The sequence below is a fragment of the Caldicellulosiruptoraceae bacterium PP1 genome (assembly GCA_041320695.1).
Classification (GTDB): domain Bacteria; phylum Bacillota; class Thermoanaerobacteria; order Caldicellulosiruptorales; family Caldicellulosiruptoraceae; genus JBGGOQ01.
Map to the genome: position 1 here is coordinate 132,628 of JBGGOQ010000002.1, position 23,056 is coordinate 155,683.

A 23,056-nucleotide genomic window follows, 5' to 3' on the forward strand; every position below is an offset into this window, starting at 1 on the left:
ATTCTTCCTTGTCTTTTATACAATAAAGTGTTTTCAATGGAATTTTAAGGAGGTAAGTTGAGTGGAAAAGGCAATAGGAAATCGTAACAATACATTTTGGAGAAAACTTGCAGAACAAAAAGAATTGGCTATAATGATTGTTCCATTCGTTTTATATGAAATTCTTTTTAGATATGTGCCTATATTTGGATGGGTAATGGCATTCAAAGATTATCAACCTTTCAAAGGCATAATAGCATCTGATTGGGTAGGACTTAATAATTTCAAAATGCTTTTCCAAGATTCAGAATTCTGGTATGCATTAAGAAATACAATTGGGATAAGTTTCCTAAAACTTATTACAACATTTTTAGCAGCTATTATATTTGCGTTGATGTTAAATGAAGTAAAGAATATGTTATTCAAAAGAACAATACAAACAGTTTCTTATCTTCCACACTTTGTATCATGGGTTGTTGCTGCAAGTATAGTAATGACAGTTTTATCTCCAGAAAGTGGTATATTAAATCAAGTATTGTTTAAACTTCACATAATTAAAGAACCAATAGTATGGATGGGTGAAACAAAATACTTTTGGTGGATATTAGCATTATCACAAGTTTGGAAGGAAACTGGTTGGAACGCAATTGTTTATCTTGCAGCCATGACAAGTATTGATCCAGAACTTTACGATGCTGCAAGTGTTGATGGTGCTTCAAGGTTGCAAAAAATTCGCCATATTACATTGCCAAGTATAGCACCAACTATATCAATGCTTCTTATATTAAATGTTGGCTGGCTTTTAAATGCAGGCTTTGAGCAAGTGCTTCTCTTAAGAAACTCAATGGTTGAGGATGTTGCTCAAATTCTTGATACCTATGTTCTTGACTATGGTATTTCAATGTACAGATACTCATATGCAACAGCAGCAGGTATATTTAAGAGTGTAATTAGCGTAATACTTGTTTTAGCAGCTAACAAGATTGCTCAAAAACTTAATGCATCAACTGTTGTATAGTAAGGAGGTAGAAGAATGTCTAAGAAAAGGTTTAATGCTGAAGATATTGTATTAGATACAATAATATATATATTTTTAATTTTAACAGCTTTAGTTACATTATATCCATTTGTAAATATTATTGCTGTTTCATTTAATGATGCACTTGATACAATTAGAGGTGGAATTTACTTTTGGCCAAGAAAATGGACTTTAAAGAATTATAATATAATACTTTCTAACCCAGAAATATATCATGCAGCTGTTATTTCTGTAATAAGAACTGTTTTAGGAACATTCTTAGGAATTATTTGTTCACTTCTTGTTGCATATCCATTAAGTAGAAAGGATTTTGTATTAAGAAAAGGAGCTGCTGCAATACTTGTATTTACAATGTACTTTAGTGGTGGTCTTATACCAACATACCTTTTAATGAGATATTTAAATCTTTTAAATACATTTTGGGTATACATTATTCCAAACTTAATTGGTATGTTTAATGTTATTGTTTTAAGAAGTTATATTGAAACATTACCAGGAAGTATTATTGAATCGGCTAAAATAGATGGAGCAAGTGAATTTAGAATCCTATTTACAATAATATTACCATTATCTATGCCTGCAATTGCTACAATTGCACTATTTATTGGTGTTGGACATTGGAATTCTTGGTTTGATGTTTATTTGTATAACCCGCAAAGACCAGAGCTTAGTACTTTGCAATTTGAGCTTCAAAAGATATTAGCATCTGTTAGTATGCAGACAAGTAGGAATCCAAACTTTGAGGCAGGAAGTATGACTCAACAGATGCAGGCTGTAACACCTGAATCAGTTCGTGCTGCTATGACAATAGTTGCAGTTGCACCAATTTTATTTGTATATCCTTTCTTACAAAGATATTTTGTAAAGGGATTGACAATTGGTAGTGTTAAGGGTGAATAACATAATTTGATTAGGGCAAAATAACGTATTTTACAGTATAATAAGAAGTAAGAAAAAAATAAGGATGATTTTTATGTTTAAAAGATTTAAGCCATTTAGTTTGAATAATTTAAAAGTTAGCCAAAAGTTATTTATGATATATTTACTATGCGTTCTTTTGCCCATTTTGGCTATAAATATTATATTTGTTAGGTGGACTATAAAGAATCTAACAAATCAATGGAAAAAAGAAATAAATATAAACTTTGATGTATATGTTGCAAATATACGAAGCATTATTGACGATACATTATATTTTACAAATATTTTGTATTCTGATGAAAAATTAAATGAGTATTTAAACAGAAATTATGCAAATGAAAATGATTATTTCGATATTCATAGCGAGTATTTAAGACCAACAATCTATCAAGCAAAAAATGCCTACCCACAAATAGAGGATGTTGAAATATGGCATAATAATCCAACAATTCCGTTGAGTGATGGATTCTCATATATTAATAATAATGTAAGACAAACTGAATGGTATAAATTAATTAATAGCAGTAATAAAAGTGTTATTATAGTACCTACTTTTTCGGAGGATAGTTGGAGAGTTTCAATAATAAGAAAATTAGATTATTATGATAGAATGTTTGGAGAACAGGATGAAAATGCTCAACATACTTATAAAAAGATACTTAAAGTGGATATAAACCTTTCATCATTTATCTCAATAATTAGATACAACTTTTTTGACGGTGAGCTATATTTACTTGACAGTAAAAATCATATTCTTGGTTCAAACACACTTTTTGAATATTATATGATGAAACCTTTGATAACATTTGACTATAACAAATATGACAAAAATGAATACATGATTTTTCAAAGAAATTTAAATAAAATAAATTTACTAAATAATTGGAAAATAGTAGGGATTTTTGAGAGAAATTATGTCACAGGAATTTTAAAAAAGCCTATTTTGTTTTTCATATTTGTTGCTTTGATTAGTTTGATTGTTGCAACAGTTAGTATATATTTTATATCAAGATCTTTTTCAATTAGACTTAGCATTCTTTCAAAACATATTCGAAAGAATGCTAAGAAGAAAGATTTTTCTATTATTGAGATAAATGAAGGTAACGATGAAATAGGAGAAACCATTAGAGAATTTAATAATATGTCAAAAAAGATTAAAGAACTTATTGAAAAAGAAATGTTAGCAAAAATACAAAGGCAAAACTTAGAAATTGAGAGAAAGCAAGCAGAGATAAATGCACTTCAATCACAGATTAATCCTCATTTTTTGTTTAATACATTAGAGTCTATTAGAATGAGAAGTATAATAAAGAATGAAAAGGAAACTGCCGAGATTATTAAATATCTTACTAAAACATTAAGAAGACTTATATATTGGGGAAATGATGTTATTACAATAGAAGATGAACTCAAGTTTATTGATGAATTTTTAAGGATTCAGAATTATCGACTTGGTGAAAAATTAACATTTGAAATATATGCAGATGAAGATGTTAAGAATTTAAGAATACCTAAAATGACAATTCAACCACTTGTTGAGAATTCTTGCATCCATGGCATAGAAGAAGTTGAGGGGAATGGATATGTAAAGGTAAAGGTATATAAGGATGCAGATAAATTATTAATAACTGTTGAAGATAACGGAAGGGGTATGAAAGAGGAAGAGATTAAAACTCTTTTTGATAATATATACTGTGAAAAAAATGATTCTAAAAGTATTGGTTTAAAAAATGTATATCGTAGGTTACAACTTTTCTATAATGATAAATTTACATTTAGTATTGATAGCAAATATAAACAAGGAACAGTAATAAAAATTGGAATACTTCTTAATAATGATATTATTTATAAAACTGTTGAAAATGAGGAGAAGTCTAATGTATAGGGTGCTGCTTGTTGAAGACGAAATCTTTGTAAGAGAAGGTATTAAAAGCTTAATAGATTGGGGAAGTATTGGTTTTTCAATTTGTGGTGAGGCTTCTCATGGGAAAGAAGCACTTAAAATTCTTCAAAAAGAATCTTTCGATGTTATTATTACAGATATCAAAATGCCTGAAATGAATGGTTTAGAATTAATAGAAGAGATAAATAAAAGATTTTCTCAGATACCTAAAATTATTATAATAAGTGGTTATAATGAATTCGAATTCGCTAGAACAGCTTTGAAATATAATGTTAAAAACTACATTTTAAAGCCTTTAGATGAATTAGAAATTATCGAGACCATGAAAAAAGTAAGTGATGAAATTAATAAAGATAAACAAGAGAAAGTGCAAAACGATAAATATCGTTTATTAAACAAGAACAATGAATTTCTAAAGTATTTAGAAAAATCAGATTCTATTGATATTAATTATTTACTTGATAATGATTTTAGAAAAGATAAAAACAACTTGGTTATGCTTTCGAAGGTTAATAAAAATGATAAATATGATATTGATAACCTTCTTTATAATTTAGTATACAATTTAAAACAAGCTGAAAAAGGTAATATAAATCTTGATATTTTCTGTGATCATAATTTAAATATATACTTTTTTGCAAAAAGCAAAACACTTAATAATTTGCAAATAATAGAAAAAATTTATCGATATTTAACTAACAATATACAAGAAGATATTACAATTATATACGAAACAATAGATGATATATCAAAAATAAGAAACACATGTAACAAACTTTTAAAGCTTTTAGATTATCTATGCTTTTATGAAAAAACTGGAATATTCAATAGTAATGAAATTAATTGCTTTATCCAAATTGCTAAGTTAGATGAAAAAAGTTTAATAAATAATACAATAAAAAATATAGAACAAAATAATGTTTCAAAAATTAAAGAAGATGTAACTTTATTTATAGATAAATGTTTTCAAGAAAAGATATCCATAGAGGTAATAAGAGGATATATTAACTTGGTAATAATTGAGCTTTTAGAATATTTTCAGATATACGATTTTGAACTTGATGAATTCTTAGCTGTTTTTGATGAAAAATCCTCAAAAAAGAAAGTGATAAATACTTTAAATGATCTGTGTTTAAAGATACTTGAAATTTATAAAAATCAAATTCAAAATTCAAATAATGCTATTATAAAGAAAATAGAAAGATATATAAATGAAAACTTTTCAAAAGATATTACAATAAAAGAAATGTCAAGAGAATTTTATATGAACCCAATTTATCTTGGCCAGCTTTTTAAAAAACAATTTGGTATGAATTTCAATAAATATCTACATACTATACGTGTTGAAATGGCAAAGAGAATGCTTACTAATTCAAATAAAAAGGTATATGAAATTGCTAAAGAGGTTGGGTATAAGGATCCTGAATACTTTTCTATGAAGTTTGAAGAAGTAACAGGTATGACGCCTTCCAACTATAGAAATCAAAAAACAAGATGATTGATAAATATAGGGGGCATAACAATGGAAGAGAAATATTCAATGTGTTGGCTTCAATATAATACTTTAAAGGATAAAGAAAGCTATAAGGACTACATTAAAAATATCATATATTTTGAAGAAAATGATAAAATAAATGCATGCATTGGTGAGTTAAAAAGATTTATTAAAGAAGGGTTTAACAAAACACCAAAATTAATAAAATATGAATTACCACAAAAAGTTTCTGGTATTATTATCGGTAAGATTGAACAACTGAAACAATTAGGATTAGAAATTGAGAAAAATAATCTAAAAGATGAAGGTTTTTTAATTAAAGAAGTTGACAAAAATCTTATTGCAGTTTTAGCAAATTCATATAATGGATTAGTTTATGGAACTTTTGAACTGATTAAACTAATAAGACTTGGAGAAAAGCTAAATGATATAAATATAATAAAAAATCCAAAAGCAAACTTAAGAATTATTAATCATTGGGACAATTTTGATGGTACAATAGAAAGAGGATATGCAGGGAAATCAATCTTTTATAAAGATAATAAAATACTTCTAAACTCAAAAAGGATAGTAGATTATGCAAGATTATTATCATCAATTGGTATTAATTCTATTGTACTTAATAATGTAAATGTAAAGAAAAGAGAGGTTGAGTTTTTAACAGAGCCATACCTTAAAAAATTTCAAAAGATAGCAAATATATTTGGCAAGTATGGCATAAAAATATTTTTGAGCATTAATTTTGCAAGTCCAATTTATCTTGGGAAACTTCCAACAGCTGATCCTCTTGATAAGGATGTTTGTAAGTGGTGGGAGGACAAAGCTAAAGAGATATATGATATCATTCCTAATTTTGGAGGTTTTCTTGTAAAGGCTGATTCAGAATTTAATCCAGGACCTTATGTTTATAACAGAAGCCATGCAGATGGAGCAAATATGTTGGCAAAAGCATTAAAACATTATGGGGGATTAGTTATTTGGAGATGTTTTGTATATAACTGCAGACAAGACTGGAGAGATACCAAAACTGATAGAGCTAAAGCAGCATACGATAATTTTAAACCTTTTGATGGACTTTTTGATGATAATGTAGTTCTTCAAATTAAATTAGGACCAATGGATTTTCAAGTCAGAGAGCCTGTTTCTCCTTTATTCGGTGCATTATTAAAAACAAATCAAATTATTGAATTCCAGATTACACAAGAATATACAGGACAGCAAATACATCTTTGTTACTTGGGTCAACTATGGAAAGAAGCACTTGATTTTGATACATATGCACAGGGAGAAGGATCTTTTGTTAAAAGAATAGTTGATGGTTCTTTATTTAATAAAACCAATTGTGGATTGGCAGGCGTTTCAAATATTGGAGATGACTTCAATTGGACTGGTCATGACTTGGCACAGGCTAATTTATATACATTTGGGAAACTTTCTTGGAATCCTGATGAAAAAATTGAGGACATTGTTGATGAATGGATTAAATTAACTTTTGGTCACAATAAAAAAGTAATAGAAGGTATTACCTATCTATTATTAAATTCTCACAGTATTTATGAAAAATACACAACACCATTAGGCTTAGGATGGATGATAAATCCAGGACATCATTATGGGCCAAGTCCAGAAGGTTATGAGTTTTCTATGTGGGGAACATACCATAGAGCAAGTACTGAAGCTATAGGTGTTGATAGAACTTCTAAAGGGACAAAGTATACAAGCCAATATTCAAAGCATTGGCAAGAGATTTATGATGATATTAATAAATGCCCAGAGAAACTACTTCTTTTCTTTCATAGAGTTAACTGGAATCATAAATTAAAAAATGGGAAAACATTAATACAATATATGTATGACACGCATTTTGAAGGTGTTGAAGAAGTAAAGGTTCTAATTGAAAAATGGACAGAATTAAAAGATTTAGTTTCTAATGATGTATATGATAGGGTTTTAGATAGACTCAATAAACAATACGAACATTCAAAAGAATGGAGAGATGTAATTAACACTTATTTTTACAGAAAAACAGGAATTAAGGATGAACAAAAAAGACATATATACGAATAAATAATTTTAGCTTATGGAGGGTTAACAGAATGAATTTAATGTCAGATGCATTATGTGTTTTAGGCTCAAGGATTGGAATTGCAATTGAACCAACTAATAACAAAAGCTATCTAATAAGACACGGCTTGCATCCTGGAATACCTATGAACCTGAATATAGGTGTTAATGTTGATGGGAAAGTTTTAACATTTCCACTTGGATCAAGTGAAACAAAGTTTGAATTTTTTGACCAAGATATTTATATGACAAGGATATCATTAAAAGCAATAGACGCAGAAACAGGATTAAAGTTTAATCTATCTTTTAGAATACCTTTTAAACCTCAAGATCTTAAGTTTAGCACTGTTCCACTGTTTTTAATAGAACTTGAGGTTGAAAAATTAAGAAGGTCATTTAGATGGAAACCTTCAAAATATGAAGAAGTAGAAGGTAAAATGTTTATAACCTTCGATGAAAACGCATTCAACATCTCACAAAAGAATGACTACTTAACTATGAGTTATAAATCTTACTTAGCAAAAGAAGAAAACTATATTAATGCACAAGATAGAGTATTTGTATTAGAAAGTGAACCAAAGGTTTTATCAAATGGATTTGAAAAAGAGTTTAAGCTAAAGATGGGTGATAAATCTCAAAAAGTTGTAATTGCTTGGGCTTCATTTGACCCTGCTGTTTTAACAGTATTAAATGAAAAAAGTGAGTTTTATTATAAAAAACATTTTAATTCGATTGATGATATTCAACTTTGGGCAAAGGAAAATTATACCGAAATTTTAAAACAAGATGAACTGATTGATAATAAATTTAGAAATGAAAATATAAAGCCAACCCTATCAAAACTATTAGCATACACGCTACATTCATACTTGATAAATACTTGGCTTGTTGTAACACCAAAAGGCCAAGATTGGTTTACAGTCTGGGAGGGAAGCTGCTATTTCCACTCAACTGTGGATGTTGAACACACACAATTTCCATTTTATCTATACATGTGGCCTGAACTTCTTGAAATGGAACTTAATGAATGGGTATACTTTGGCAAAGATGGACAGATAGCATTAGGTGAAAGTGGAAAGGATACCTTATTCTTATCACACGATATGGGTGTTCATTGCAATTGCAGTGGTCAAGCTTATCCACATGATATGGAGGTTGAGGAAAACTGCAATTATATACTACTTGCATTTATGCATTGGAAGAAAACAGGTAATGATTCGGTTATTAAAAACCATACAGACTTTATTATAAAACTTTTAGATTTTATTCTAAAATGTGATATTGATGATGATGGTATCTGCGAGATTGGATGCACAAATACAATTGATGATGCATCACCTGCTATACAATTTGCTAAAAAACAGGTTTATCTTAGCGTAAAAGCTGCTTGTGCAGTTTATGCAGGATATATGATTTTGGATTATTTAGGTATAGATGCCCAAAAGTATTTGGAATTTTCAAAAAAAGCAATACAAAAGGTTGAAAATGAAGGATGGTTAAATGACCATTATGTTGTAACACTTCAGCCTGAAACAGAAGGTATTGTTAATCCATGGACTAAAGAGGTTTTAAAAGGGAAGGTTCCAGGTTGGGATGCATATCATATATACACTATGAACGGATTAGCTATTTTCGATTTACTTGGAATTGATTTTGAGATGGATAACCAAAAATTAAAAATTGATGCCATAAATGGTTGGAAAAATACATTAGGCAAATATGGTTGTAGACATTCAAGCTTTGTAAGATGGGAACAAGACGAAATACCACTTACATTAGAAGGATTAGCATCTACAAGTGATAAAAATGGCTGGATATCTATGAATATGTTAAGAGATATAACAGCATTAAAAAGAGGTTTAGACCTTACTGATAATTTAGAAAGATATTGGGATTGGCAGCTTACAACTAATACGCAAGGTATTTATATGTTTTTTGAAACATTTAATGGTAATAACCTTAACTTCTATCCAAGAGGTATTGCTGCATTTGGTTATCTTTACTTCTTGAATAAATAATTCAATATAAAAGGTAGGTAAAAGAAATGCTTATTCTAAATAGAGAGAATATAGAGAAAAACAAAGCAAAGTGGCAAGAAAAAGGATTTAAATTGCCTGAATTTGATTATAAAGCTATGCAAGAATATTCAATTAAAAATCCCGAATGGGTTCACTTTGGTGCAGGTAATATCTTTAGAGGCTTTGTTGCAATGTTGCAACAAAGCCTATTAGAACAAGGAAAATCAAATAGTGGCATAATAGCTGCTGAATCTTTTGATTATGAGATTATAGAAAAAATTTATAAACCTTATGATAATCTCAGCATTTTAGTAATAGCAAATTCTGATGGTAAACTTGAAAAATCAATTGTTTCAAGCATAAGTGAGAGCTTAGTTGCTGATATAGAAAACTCTTCTTATTGGAATAGACTTATAGAAATTTTTAAAAAACCTTCTCTTAAGATAGTTTCATTCACAATAACTGAAAAGGGATATAATCTCTACAACATAGATGGAGAATTTCTACCTATTGTTAGTTGGGATATTACAAATGGACCTTCAAGCGTTAAAACAGCTATGGGTAAGGTAGCAGCATTACTATATGAAAGATACAAATCAGGAGAATTTCCTATTTCGCTTTTAAGCTTAGACAATTGTTCTCACAATGGCCAAAAATTATACACAGCAGTAAGTACTATAGTAAAAGAGTGGGTAGATAAAGGATTTGTTGAAAGCGGATTTTATGACTATATTTCTAATCCTCAAAAAGTTTCATTCCCATGGAGCATGATTGATAAGATTGTTCCAAGGCCATCTGAACAGGTAAAACAAAACCTTATAAATGATGGAATAGGTAATATGGATATCATCTGCACAAATAAAAACACATATATTGCTCCATTTATAAATGCAGAGAAAGCACAATATCTTGTAATAGAAGATACTTTTGCAAATGGCAGACCTCCGCTTGAACTTGCTGGTGTATATTTTACGGATAGAGAAACTGTTGAAAATGTTGAAAGGATGAAGGTTCAGACATGCCTAAATCCACTTCATACAGCCTTAGCTATATTTGGCTGCTTGTTGGGATACAAATTAATAGCAGATGAAATGAAGGATAAAAGCCTTAAAGGCCTAATTGAAAAAATAGGGTATGAAGAAGGTATGAGGACTTGTGTTGATCCTAAAATAATAAGTCCATTAGCCTTTGTTAAAGAAGTTATTGAAGAAAGACTACCCAATCCATTTATTCCTGATACACCACAAAGGATTGCAACAGATACTTCGCAAAAAATGCCTATACGTTTTGGAGAAACTATTAAAGCTTACTGTATTAGAGAAGATTTAAATGTTGCAGACCTTGAATATATACCTTTAGTTATTGCAGGATGGTGTAGATACCTAATGGGCTTAGATGACAATTGGAATGAGTTCCAATTAAGTTCTGATCCTTTACTTGATGAGTTAAAGAAATATATATCAAAAATTGAAATAGGTAATATAAAATCTATAAAAGACAATCTAAAGCCTATTCTTTCTAATCCGCAATTGTTTGGTGTAAATCTTTATGAAGTAGGGTTAGGCTCAAAGGTTGAAAAGTACTTCAAAGAGATGATAAGTGAGATAGGATCAGTAAGAAAAACATTGGATAAATATATTAATATTTAAGAAAGAGGTGGATATAATATGTCGTTTAAAATGGTTTTTAGATGGTTTGGCGAAAACCATGATTCTGTAAAGTTAGAACAAATAAGGCAAATTCCTGGTATACATGGTGTTGTAGGTGCACTTTTTGATATACCAGTAGGTGAGGTTTGGCCAGAGAAAGATATTTTTGAACTTAAGGAAAAGATTAAATCACATGGATTATCATTTGAGGTTATCGAAAGTGTTAACATTCATGAAGATATCAAGTTAGGGCTCCCAAGCAGAGAAAGATATATAGAAAACTATAGAGAAACAATAAAAAACCTTAGTAAAGCAGGTATTAAAGTAATCTGTTACAATTTTATGCCTGTTTTTGATTGGACCAGAACAGAGCTTGCATATAAATTAGAAGATAAATCTGAAACAATGAGATATGATCACAATATTATTAAGAATTTGAAACCAGAAGATTTAGTAAAAACAGTCAATAGCACATCAGGTGGATTTACATTGCCAGGATGGGAGAAGGATAGGCTAAAAGAGTTAGAACCTGTTATGAAACAATATCAAGATATGACAGAGGAAAAACTTTTCAGCAATTTAGTATACTTTTTAGAAGCTATTATGCCTACATGTGAACAATATGATGTTAAAATGGCTATACATCCTGATGATCCACCCTGGTCAGTATTTAATCTTCCAAGGATTATAAAGAACTTTGACGATTTAAAAAGATTAACCGAAACAGTTGATAGTCCATATAACGGTATTACCTTATGTACAGGTTCACTTGGTGCTAATAAAGAAAATAATATTCCAGAAATAATAAGATATTTTGGAAGCAGAAAAAGAATACATTTTGCCCATGTAAGAAACTTGAAATTTACAGGCGATAGAGTATTTCATGAGACATCTCATTTATCGTCTGATGGTTCATTTGACATGTTTGAAATAATGAAGGCTTTATATGATGTGAGTTTTGATGGATATATAAGACCAGACCACGGAAGAATGATTTGGGGTGAAAAAGCAAGACCAGGCTATGGCCTTTATGATAGAGCACTTGGAATAGCATATTTAAATGGTTTGTGGGAAGCAATTGACAAGATGAATTTAAGATATAGATGAAGGGAGAAATCCTAAGATGGAGGCCCAAGAAGATAATTTTAATTATATAGAATTTTGGCAAGAGAATGAGTGGTGCCTTAAGAATTTTGATAAAAAAACAAGGATTCCTATTACTTTAAACTTTGATGATCATTTTCTTCAAGAATTGGTAGGACCATTTTCAACAATAGAATATTACAATAATCATCAATATAAAATAGATATTCATAAAAAAGCTAATGAGATACTTTATGAAAATTTGGGAAAAAGATTTTATTCTGAGGAAACAGATATTGAACCTTACCCAGTTAGGTTTGAAATACTAATGGGTGCAAACTATAAGATAACCGAAGGTTCAACCCCTTGGTTTGAATCAGAAGTAGAAAATATTGATGATGTTAAAAGATTAATTGAAAGATACCACAAATTTGATCTTAAAAATGAGATTTTCAAAGATAATCTATTGCAAAGAAAAGAAGAGTATGAAAAGAAGACAAACAAAAAAGTTTCTTGGGGACATTTTACAAGAGGCCCTGCAACACTTGCAACAAGTATAATTGGCACAACAAATCTATGTATTTTTATGATGGAAGAGGAAGATGTTATAAATGAGTTTTATGAAATAATGGGTGAAAAGTTAGTAGAATATTTGAAATTAATACGAGAAGCAAGTGGTAATTTTTCAAATAGCATAGCATTATTAGATGATGACTGCTTCTTATTTTCACCAAGCCTTTATGATAAATTTTGTGCTCCAGTATTAGAAAAATTATTTAATACATTTGCACCTAATAAAGATGACAGAAGATTTCAGCATTCTGATAGTGATATGGCACATCTTATGCCCATTTTATATCGATTAGGTGTCAATGCTGTAAACTTTGGACCTAATATACATCCTTTAGAGATAAGAAGAACTATGCCAAATGCAAGGATACATGGACAGATACCACCTTTTGTATTAAGAAATGGCACAAGAGAGGAAATAATTGATATTGTAAAAAGAGATATGGAAGTAGCATTAATTGATGGGAATTTCATAGCCACAACAGCAGGATCTGTTGCAGCAGGAACTCCAATGGAGAATATAAAAACCTTTATAAAAGCAGTTTATGAATTTGGAAAGATAGCTTAGTCAATTTTTGGAGGAATGATTATGGATAAAGAAATGGTATTAAAAAAGATACATGAAAATGGATTGGTAGTAGTTGTAAGAGCTGATTCAAAAGAAAAGGCACTAAAAATTGTAGAGGCATGCAAAAATGGTGGAGCAGGAGCAATAGAAATAACATTTACTGTTCCACATGCTGAGGAGATAATAAGGCATCTTACTGAAAAATATAGTGACCAAGAAATACTTATCGGTGCTGGTACAGTCCTTGATGCTGAAACAGCAAGGATAGCAATAATGCATGGTGCAAAATATGTAGTAAGTCCTTATCTTAATCAGGAATTGGTTAAAATGTGTAATAGATATAAAGTAGCATGTATGCCTGGTGCAATGACAATGAAGGAAGTAGTAGAATCGTTAGAAGCAGGAGCAGATGTTGTTAAAATCTTTCCTGCAGAGTTTTTTGGGCCAAGAATTATAGAAGCATTTAGAGGTCCATTACCTCAGGCAAAGTTAATGCCAACAGGCGGGGTTGATTTAAATAATGTTGAAGATTGGATAAAGGCTAAAGCTTTTGCTGTAGGAGTTGGAAGTGTTATAACTAAATATGCTTCAAAAGATGATTATCAAGCCATAAGCGATATATGTAAGCAATTTATTGAAAAAATCAACAATGCAAAGAGGAGCTGTAATTATGTTTGATGTTGTTGCATTTGGAGAGATGCTCTTAAGACTTTCTCCACCAGGTTACCAAAAGATTATTCAAGCCAATACACTTGAAATGAATTTTGGTGGAGCAGAGGCAAATGTAGCTATTGCACTTTCAAATTTGGGAATTAAGACAGCATATTTTACAATTGTTCCTGATAATGCTTTAGGACAGGCTGCAATAAACCATTTAAGAAAGTTTGGTGTGAATACTGATTATATAAAAAAGAAAGGAAAAAGGCTTGGGTTATATTTCCTTGAAAAAGGCGTAGGTCAGAGAGCTTCTTCTGTGATATATGATAGAGCTGATTCAGCTATATATAGCTTACAAAAATCTGACTTTAATTTAGATGAAATATTAAGTAATACAAAGATATTATTCTTTAGCGGTATTACCGCAGCATTATCTGAAAATATATTAGAATATATTATTGATATATGTAAAACAGCTAAAAAACATAATGTAAAAATAGCTTTTGATATAAATCATAGAACAAAGCTATGGGATTATGAAAAAGCAAATGAAAGGATAAGTAAGTTTATTGAATATATTGATATATTAATAACTAATGAAGAACATGTGAGAAAAGTATTTAAAATTGCAATAAATGAAGAGTATGTTAACGGTATTGACTTAACAGAAGATGGACAGATGCAGCTATATGAAAAGATTGAAAAGAAGTTTCCAAACCTTGAAAAAATTATTTTAGCTGCTCGAAGGAGTTTATCTGCCTCAAAGAATATTTTCTATGCGTATACAAAAGAAGATAATGAATTTATATTCTCCTCCAAAAGAAATGTTGAAATAATTGATAGGGTTGGAGGCGGAGATGCTTTTACAGCAGGCATTTTGTATGGGCTTCTTAATGGATATAATACTAAACATACATTAGAATTTGCTACTGCAATGTGTTTACTAAAGCATACCCTTGAAGGTGATGCAACAGTAGTAAGCTTAGAGGATATTAAAAATGTTATCCTTTTAGATGGTGAAGCAATGATGCAAAGATAAAAAAATAAGGCTATCTCTATATTTTTAGGGATAGCCTTATTTGTACCAAAAATATTAATTATTGCTTTTTCTAAGAATACCTATAACTTTACCAACTATTCTAATTTGTTCTTCTTTTATAGGTATTGGTTCATATTTACTATTTTCAGGAATTAACAATATAGTATTTCCCATTTTGCAAAATCTTTTTAAAGTAATTTCTCCATCAAGTGATGCAATTATTACATCTCTATTTTCGGCATAATTTCGTTTTTCTACAATAGCAATATCACCGTTATTTATGTTAGCATCAATCATACTGTCACCTTTAACTTTAATAGCAAAGTATTTATCTGGATTTTTAATTATATTACCTGGTATATAAATTTGGTCAATAACTTCATCTGATACCTCAATTGGATATCCTGCAGCAACCTTTTCATAGAGATTTATTTTAACCTGTTGTGAGGCATCTATGGTTATATATTGCCCATTTTGTTCTATGTCCATATTCTCACTATCATTTAGTTTTCTAAATTTAAATTTATTTGAATTTCTAAAGTCAATTATTTCATATTCGTCAATATGAGAAGGTAGCATTGAAATATCAAATGTTGGGAAATCATCAACAATGTTATAAGCACTATCCAAAATCAAAATATTATTACCATCTGTTATAACTCCAAATGAACATTTGTCTATAACACTCATATAGCTTTTTAATTGCTCTGTTCCTTGTTCAATTCCTGATAGATATGGTTTTACCTCAAAGATTATGAAAGGTATCTTCTTTTTGCTTTTGTCATATCTAAAAATAATAATATCAATAAATCCAGTTTTAGAAAAAAGTTTAACTTTATATTCAATATCAATAAGTTCAGTAGGATACCTATAAACATCAACTAATTGCTTTATTAACCATTGCCGGACCTCTTCTTCACGGGAATATATATCCTTCAACTTATCGACAAATTTATAATCATCCATTTGGAGTTTATAAAATCTTTTTAAACTGCAACCAGAATCAATACGAAGGTAATTATTGTTTAGTTCAAACAAAAATTTTGATGGCTTTTTGCTTGACGTTAGATACAAAAGCTCATTAGCTCTTGTCATACCAACATATAGAAGTTTTCTATCAGTAGTTTCTTGTATCTTTGCATCTTCGTTATCTTCATAATTAATATAAGGTATTATATTTGCATTTAAACCAGCAATGAATACAACTTTAAATTCAAGTCCTTTTATTGAATGCATTGTAACAATTCTCACAGCATCATATTCAAAATCATTATCATTTGAATTTAAAAAGATTGTTTTAAGACCTTTTATATTTAAGTAGTTATTTAGGTATTCTAAATATTTTTTATTCTTTGCAATAATTACAATATCTTTTAATTGAAATTCTAATGATAATTTTTGAACAATCTCATTATATATGAAATTTGCTTCCTGTTCTTCATTAAGAAAAATTTTATGAACAGGTATATGCCCTTGCTTATCAATTAATGAAGGTTTTACAAAATTTTCATCTTCAATTATTTCTGGAGTCTTTTCTATTAAACTATAAGCAAGGTTAGCAATCTGAACAGTTGTCCTATAATTTTTGGATAGTGTATAACTTTTGCCTGTCATATCAAATCCAATGCTTGTGAAGCTTCTACCTTTAACAAGCCATGAATGACTATAAATATTTTGTGCTGTATCAGCAACAAACATAATACTTGAATAATTTTTATTTTGGTTGTATAAAAGCTTAATGATATCAAGTTGAACTTTTGTTAAATCTTGGCTTTCATCTATTATTATATGGGTAAATTTATTGAGTTCATTTTCCTTATTTTTAAGGTATTCATATACAATCAATGCCATATCTTTAAAATCTAATAGTCCCTTTTCATTAAGCATATAAGTATAAAGCTGCATCAACTCAAAAATAGCTTTCCTTGTTTCTGAATTTTTTTGAATCTTTTGTGGAGTATCTTTATTTATATTAGATGCTCTTCCTATTCTATCAGCATTTTGATATTCGGTGAGCTCTCTAATATTACACGATTTTATCCACTCAATTTCATCAATAAGAAAATTTAGATACTGAACATCTATGTAGGATATATTTGGATATTTATTTTTTAGCTTTGTAACTGCTTGGTTTAAAACATCATATTTTATAGAATTATTATTAATTAATTCCAAATTACAATTATTTTGAATTTTATATTCCGAAAAATAACTAAAGATGATGCTATCAATTGAGGTAATAAATACTTTATCCTTATAGTCATTTGTTAAAGTATCAAAAGAAATTGAAGAGTCTTCTAATTTATTATATAAATATCTTAAGTATTTAACTAATGTTTTATTATATGTGACTAATAAAATTTTATCATCTTCACTAAAACAATAATTAGCTAATAGATATGGAACACGGTGTATAGCTATTGTGGTTTTACCAGACCCCGCAACACCTTTTACTAATATATGTCCATTTGGTTTTAAATTTACTAATTTTTTTTGTTCAATGTTAAGGTACACAAGTATACCCCCACAAAATATAAATACAATATTTATGCTCATTATAATACATATTAGAATTAATAGCAAATTTTTATAAATTATAAAGCGATCCATTAACTTTAGTTTAGGTTAAATAAATTCTATTCATAAATAATTTATTTTCAATTATGCTATATTTATATACAATATATATAAGCTAATCTTATTTATATGTTTTTTATATTATAATTAATACAAATGGAGGCAATGATATGGCAAAACTTTTGATAAATTTAAAAGAACTATTAAAGATAATTGTAAAAAACAATGAAGTACCAGAGATAATAAAAGGTATATATGTAAATGGGAGAACTGTCTCAATAGTTGTTAAACCCAATAGCATATTACCAGAAATAAAGGCCAATTTTGATTTATATGTAGTAGAGGACAATAAGCTTAATGTGCTTTTTGAAAAATCAAAGGCTCAGATGATTTATATGGCATTAAAAGCAGGTTCAAATGTTGATAAAGTTGATGGACTTAGACTTACAAATGAAGGTATATTAGTAGACTTTAATACAATAATAAAAGATAAGGTAAATGGAGCTGAAATACAGCAAATATCTATTGATGATAACGGTGATATCGAAATGGAACTAAAAGTACTATAAAAATGAAACATTTTTTAAAATTATGATAAGAAATAAATTTATTTTTCCTCTAACATTTAAATTAAGAATAAATGTTGGAGGTTTTTTTATGGTTAGTGGACCTTTAGATTTTGAACTAAGCTTTACAGAAGTGTACAAGAAATATAAAAATGAACATCAAGCTATAAGAGAAATAATGTGCTTAAAGGAACAATTTAAATATTATTTTGATAATATTCAAAAAGGTGATTTGTTTGCAGGAAGAGTTAGATACCCATTGGTTGGTTTTGGATTAGAAACTACTACTGGTGGTTCATTATTTTACTGCAAAAAGAATGCTATATTAAAAAAATTAGATATTTCAAATGTAACTAATGAGTATAAAAATAAAGTATTAGATATGATTACCTTTTGGGAAGAAGAGGCATTTATTGATCATGAAGTTTCTTTAGGTGATAAACCAAAGTATGGGAAAATGATTAAAAGACTACCTAAAGAAATACTTGATGCTACATCAAATTATATTGCTGACATGGGTGGAAGATTGGCTGGAACAAATATAAATTTTGGCAAACTACTTAAAAAAGGTATACCTGGTTTATATGAAGAAGTACTTTATTATAAAGAACAAAAAGAAAATAAAAATGAGGATTCATCTTTATATAAGGCAATGTTGATGTCTTTGGATATCATAAAAGAAGTAATGCTAAGATATGCAGAGCAAGCATTAGAAATGTCAGAAAACGAAAAAGATGAAAATATAAAAAATGAACTTATTAATATTTCAAAAATATTAAATAAATTAGCCAATTCAAAGCCAGAAACTTTAAGAGAAGCTTTGCAGCTTGTATGGATATATGCAATGGCAGCACAAACAGTTAATTTTGGACGAATGGATGTATACCTTGGTGATTTTTATGTAAATGATTTAAATAGAAAAATCATAACTCAAGAGCAAGCATTAAAATACCTTCAAGAATTTTGGAAAATGATAGTAGCTCGTAGAATAGCTGCACATGAACCAGGAGACTTTAATGGGAGAATAATTATTGGAGGAAAAGGAAGATCTAATGAGGAAAATGCTGATAAGTTTGCCCTTTTAGCTATGGAGGCATCAAGGACTGTTATTGAAACTGAACCTCAGCTTTCACTAAGATTTTATGAGGGAATGAACCCTGATCTTATGAAAAAAGCCTTAGATGTAATAGGTGAAGGCAGAATATACCCAATGCTTTATAACGATGATGTAAATATTCCTGCAGTATCAAAGGCATTTGGAATTGATGAAAAAGACGCTGAACAATATCTTCCATATGGTTGTGGTGAATATAATATTGATTATAAAGCTATTGGCTCACCTAATTGTTCATTAAATTTACTAAAAGCACTTGAAGTTGCACTTCATAATGGTAAAGACCCATTAACGGGTAATATTATAGGTCTTCAAACAGGAGATATTAACCAATTTGATACATTTGAAAAACTTTATGATTCATATAAAAAACAAGTAGAGTTCTATATAGAGATGTTGGCCAAAAGGCATAAGATAGAATATGAGGTTGAAGCCAAGAATGCAGCATTTGTTCTTGTTAGTTTGCTTTACGATAACTGTCTTGAAAAAGGAAAGTCTGTTGTAGAAGGTGGAGCAAAATATACTGGCGGAATAATTGAATCATTTGGGCTTGTAAATACTGGTGATAGTTTAGCTGCTATAAAGAAGCTTGTTTATGAAGAAAAGAAGATTACTTTAGAACAATTAGTTGAGGCTTTAGATAATAATTTTGAGGGATTTGATGATATTAGAAAAATGTGTTTAGAGACTCCTAAGTATGGTAATGATGATGATTATGTAGATTTTATTGTGAAAGATGTTAGCAACCACATGTGTGAACATGCTAAAAAACAGGCAAAAAAGATTAATTTTGATTACTTTTTAGTTGTTAATATAAATAATTATTACAACGTTCGTTTAGGTAATTTGACATCTGCTTCAGCTGATGGAAGAAAGAAAGGAGAACCTCTTGCAAATGGCAATAATCCTACTGCAGGAAGAGATAAAAATGGTATTACAGCCTTTTTAAATTCACTTACAAAGATAAATTCGGATAATCATGCTGGTTATGTTCAAAATATGAAATTTAGTAAAACCTTATTTAATGAGCAGAGGCCTAAAGTTGAGGCACTTCTCAAAACCTATTTTAAAAAAGGCGGAACTCAGGCAATGATCACTGTTGTAAATAAAGGTGATTTGGAAAATGCAATGAAAGAACCAGAAAAGTATCAGAACCTAATAGTTCGTGTTGGTGGGTTTAGTGCAAGATTTGTTGAGCTACCTAAAGATGTTCAAATAGATGTTTTAAATAGAACATTATATTAATAGGTGAATAAAGATGAATAGTGAAGGTATAGTTTTTGATATTCAGCGTTGTTCAGTTTTTGATGGCCCTGGAATTAGAACTACAGTATTTTTAAAAGGGTGTCCTCTTAGGTGTAAATGGTGCCATAATCCTGAGTCCCAAAATTTTCTACCAGAGATTATGTTTTTTGAAGAAAAGTGTACTTTGTGTAACAAATGTGTTGATGTATGTCCTACAAAATCACATAAGATAATGAATAAAATGCACTTATTTAATGGATATACCTGTAAAAAATGCTTTCTATGTGTTGATCAATGCCCAAATGAAGCCATCATAATAAAAGGGCAGAAGATGTCTGTTTATGATATTATTGACATTGTTATGAAAGATAAAGAATATTATGATACATCAGGTGGTGGTTTAACTCTTTCTGGAGGAGAGCCATTATATCAATTTGAATTTGCATTAGAGATACTTAAGAAGGCAAAGGAACATAATATAAGCACCTGTGTTGAAACATCTGGATATACTAATAAAGAAAACTTAAAAAATATACTTCCATTTGTGGATATTTTTTTATATGATTATAAAGTAACCAATAGTAAAAAGCATAAATATTTAACTGGTAATGACAATAGATTAATAATAGAAAATTTAGATTATTTATATAATAAAGGTTGTAAAATAATATTAAGATTTCCTCTGATACCAGGGGTAAATGATGATGAAGAACACTTAGAAGCTATTTCAAAAATGAAGTTAAAATACCCCAAATTAATTGATGTAGAAATATTGCCATATCACAATATTGGGGTTTCAAAATTAAAAAGATTAGGATTAAAATCAGACGATGCTGAATTTACAAGTGTTACAGAAGAGATAAAAAGATTTTGGTATGAAAAAACAGGGATAAATCAAAAATAACCTTTTGGTTCCTTCCATAAATATACCTTATTACGTGAGGTCGTTCTCTCATCAGTTGAACAGCCTCTTTTCTTTTAAATAAACTGATATAGTTTATGGATTCATTTCTCTTAAATATATATTAATTAAATTACAATCAAATACTTTATTAATGATATAAATAGCTGTTTTAAATAGTATAAATAAAGCTTTATTTATATTTACTTATCTTTATAATTATCTCACTTACTAATGTTTTTTATAAACATTTTAAAAATTTTATTTAATATGAATTTACGTAATAAAACTATAAAAATAATTGAGGTATATTTAATTAACTATATCCAAAGAAGTAACACCATATTGGATGTTTAATATAAAGCCATTTAGGTGAAAACACTTTGTTTCTCGATAATAATGAATTTCATAAAAAGGATTTTATATAATGAATAAATGGAAAACAACAATGAGTGCAAGAGAAATTTTTGTATAAAATTATTAAATTATTGTTGACAAAAAAATGTTTTAATAATAAAATTAAAATAAAGATTCAGAAAAACGTTTATATGAAAAATAGGGTGAAGCAAATTGACAGTTACAATTAAAGATGTTGCCAAAAAGGCTAATGTTTCTATTGCTACAGTATCTCATGTAATTAATAATACAAAATATGTATCAGAAGAGTTAAGAACAAAAGTGATTAGTGCAATGAATGAGCTTAATTATACGCCTAATTCAGTAGCAAAGAGACTTAGAAGTAAAAAATCAAATATTGTTGCATTAATTGTCCCTGTTTTAGTGGATGACACTTCAAGCTTATTCTTTATGACAATAGCTCAAGGTATTGAAAATACTTTAAAAAAACATGGATATAGTGTAATGCTTAGTAATTCTAATGAAGAATTAGAAAGAGAAAAGGAACTTATAAAATTATTTAATACACAAATGATAGATGGTTTAATTATAGCCCCTACAAAAGACGATCATAATTTTATGAATGAAATATTGGATGGTAGTTACCCAGTTGTTTTTATTGACAGAATGCCAAAAGGGTATTTATGCGATTGTGTGTTATCTGATAATTTTAAGGGTTCTTATGAAGCTGTACATACTTTAATTAAAAGAGGACATAAAAAGATAGGGTTTATTAGTGGGTCTTTAGGAATAACAACAAGTGATGAAAGAATTGATGGTTATAAAAGAGCAATTATAAACAATAATTTGGAATTAATTTATTCTTTAATAAAAATCGGTGATGCTAACTTTGAAAATGGTTATAAATTTGCACAAGAACTTGTTGAAAATGAAGGTGCTACAGCTTTATTTGTAGCAAATAACGTTATGACAAATGGAGCATTAAAATATTTAAATGATAATAATATAAAAGTACCTAATGAGGTAGGCATTATAGGATATGACGATTATCAATGGACTCAAATTACCAATCCACCTCTGTCAATAGTAAAGCAATATCCATATGAAATGGGAGTTAAAGCTGCTGAAGTACTATTAAACAAAATCAATAAAAAGAGTAGAAATTACAAAGAATACAGATTACCAACTAAACTGATTATTAGAGGTACATAGTTACCCTTTTTTCTAAATTATAGAAAAACGATTAACCGTAATTACTAATTTTAAAAGTATATTATACTAAATTTTAAAAATTTAGTTAATCGATTTGCT

16 protein-coding genes are annotated in these 23,056 nt (G+C 28.8%); 15 read left to right on the top strand and 1 reads right to left on the bottom strand.

Features of this window, described 5'->3' with window-relative positions; translation table 11 throughout:
- The first annotated feature begins 133 nt into the window (after positions 1-133).
- The 11 genes from ACAG39_04270 to ACAG39_04320 all read left to right on the top strand — a co-directional run bounded on the left by ACAG39_04270 (position 134) and on the right by ACAG39_04320 (position 14,985).
- A complete protein-coding gene (locus ACAG39_04270) occupies positions 134-997 on the top strand; it encodes an ABC transporter permease (protein ID MEZ0536454.1) in 864 nt (287 codons plus the stop codon).
- A gap of 15 nt (positions 998-1,012) precedes the next feature.
- Positions 1,013-1,918 carry a carbohydrate ABC transporter permease gene (locus tag ACAG39_04275; protein MEZ0536455.1) on the top strand — a complete coding sequence of 302 codons (906 nt, stop codon included), beginning with the start codon at positions 1,013-1,015 and terminating at the stop codon, positions 1,916-1,918.
- A gap of 73 nt (positions 1,919-1,991) precedes the next feature.
- Positions 1,992-3,824: a sensor histidine kinase gene (locus ACAG39_04280; protein ID MEZ0536456.1), complete on the top strand. Its 1,833-nt coding sequence runs from the start codon at positions 1,992-1,994 to the stop codon at positions 3,822-3,824.
- Positions 3,817-5,340, top strand: coding sequence for a response regulator (locus ACAG39_04285; protein MEZ0536457.1), 1,524 nt, complete (start codon positions 3,817-3,819; stop codon positions 5,338-5,340). The genes ACAG39_04280 and ACAG39_04285 overlap by 8 nt, the downstream gene beginning before the upstream one ends.
- A gap of 24 nt (positions 5,341-5,364) precedes the next feature.
- Positions 5,365-7,404 carry an alpha-glucuronidase family glycosyl hydrolase gene (locus tag ACAG39_04290; GenBank protein MEZ0536458.1) on the top strand — a complete coding sequence of 680 codons (2,040 nt, stop codon included), beginning with the start codon at positions 5,365-5,367 and terminating at the stop codon, positions 7,402-7,404.
- A 29-nt stretch (positions 7,405-7,433) separates the two neighbouring features.
- On the top strand, positions 7,434-9,419 hold the full coding sequence (locus ACAG39_04295; protein MEZ0536459.1) for a glycoside hydrolase family 52 protein: 1,986 nt from the start codon (positions 7,434-7,436) through the stop codon (positions 9,417-9,419).
- A gap of 26 nt (positions 9,420-9,445) precedes the next feature.
- Complete coding sequence (locus ACAG39_04300) at positions 9,446-11,068, top strand: mannitol dehydrogenase family protein (GenBank protein ID MEZ0536460.1); 1,623 nt, start codon at positions 9,446-9,448, stop codon at positions 11,066-11,068.
- Positions 11,069-11,086: 18 nt separating this feature from the next.
- Positions 11,087-12,175 carry a mannonate dehydratase gene (uxuA, locus tag ACAG39_04305; GenBank protein ID MEZ0536461.1) on the top strand — a complete coding sequence of 363 codons (1,089 nt, stop codon included), beginning with the start codon at positions 11,087-11,089 and terminating at the stop codon, positions 12,173-12,175.
- 16 nt (positions 12,176-12,191) lie between these two features.
- Complete coding sequence (locus tag ACAG39_04310) at positions 12,192-13,289, top strand: uroporphyrinogen decarboxylase family protein (GenBank protein ID MEZ0536462.1); 1,098 nt, start codon at positions 12,192-12,194, stop codon at positions 13,287-13,289.
- A 21-nt stretch (positions 13,290-13,310) separates the two neighbouring features.
- On the top strand, positions 13,311-13,967 hold the full coding sequence (locus tag ACAG39_04315) for a bifunctional 2-keto-4-hydroxyglutarate aldolase/2-keto-3-deoxy-6-phosphogluconate aldolase (GenBank protein MEZ0536463.1): 657 nt from the start codon (positions 13,311-13,313) through the stop codon (positions 13,965-13,967).
- Positions 13,960-14,985 carry a sugar kinase gene (locus tag ACAG39_04320; protein ID MEZ0536464.1) on the top strand — a complete coding sequence of 342 codons (1,026 nt, stop codon included), beginning with the start codon at positions 13,960-13,962 and terminating at the stop codon, positions 14,983-14,985. Before ACAG39_04315 ends, ACAG39_04320 begins: the two co-directional genes overlap by 8 nt.
- A 54-nt stretch (positions 14,986-15,039) precedes the next feature.
- On the opposite strand, the gene lexA is transcribed toward ACAG39_04320, so the two are convergent.
- Positions 15,040-17,499 (bottom strand): transcriptional repressor LexA, encoded by a 2,460-nt coding sequence (lexA, locus tag ACAG39_04325; GenBank protein MEZ0536465.1) that lies wholly within the window; start codon positions 17,497-17,499, stop codon positions 15,040-15,042.
- Positions 17,500-17,732: 233 nt separating this feature from the next.
- Here lexA and ACAG39_04330 point away from each other — a divergent pair, with 233 nt between their 5' ends.
- From ACAG39_04330 to ACAG39_04345, 4 genes are all read left to right on the top strand, one after another.
- Positions 17,733-18,131, top strand: coding sequence for a hypothetical protein (locus tag ACAG39_04330; GenBank protein ID MEZ0536466.1), 399 nt, complete (start codon positions 17,733-17,735; stop codon positions 18,129-18,131).
- A gap of 88 nt (positions 18,132-18,219) precedes the next feature.
- A complete protein-coding gene (locus tag ACAG39_04335; GenBank protein MEZ0536467.1) occupies positions 18,220-20,487 on the top strand; it encodes a pyruvate formate lyase family protein in 2,268 nt (755 codons plus the stop codon).
- A gap of 13 nt (positions 20,488-20,500) precedes the next feature.
- Positions 20,501-21,391, top strand: coding sequence for a glycyl-radical enzyme activating protein (locus tag ACAG39_04340; protein MEZ0536468.1), 891 nt, complete (start codon positions 20,501-20,503; stop codon positions 21,389-21,391).
- Positions 21,392-21,958: 567 nt separating this feature from the next.
- Positions 21,959-22,957 carry a LacI family DNA-binding transcriptional regulator gene (locus ACAG39_04345; GenBank protein MEZ0536469.1) on the top strand — a complete coding sequence of 333 codons (999 nt, stop codon included), beginning with the start codon at positions 21,959-21,961 and terminating at the stop codon, positions 22,955-22,957.
- Positions 22,958-23,056: the final 99 nt, after the last annotated feature.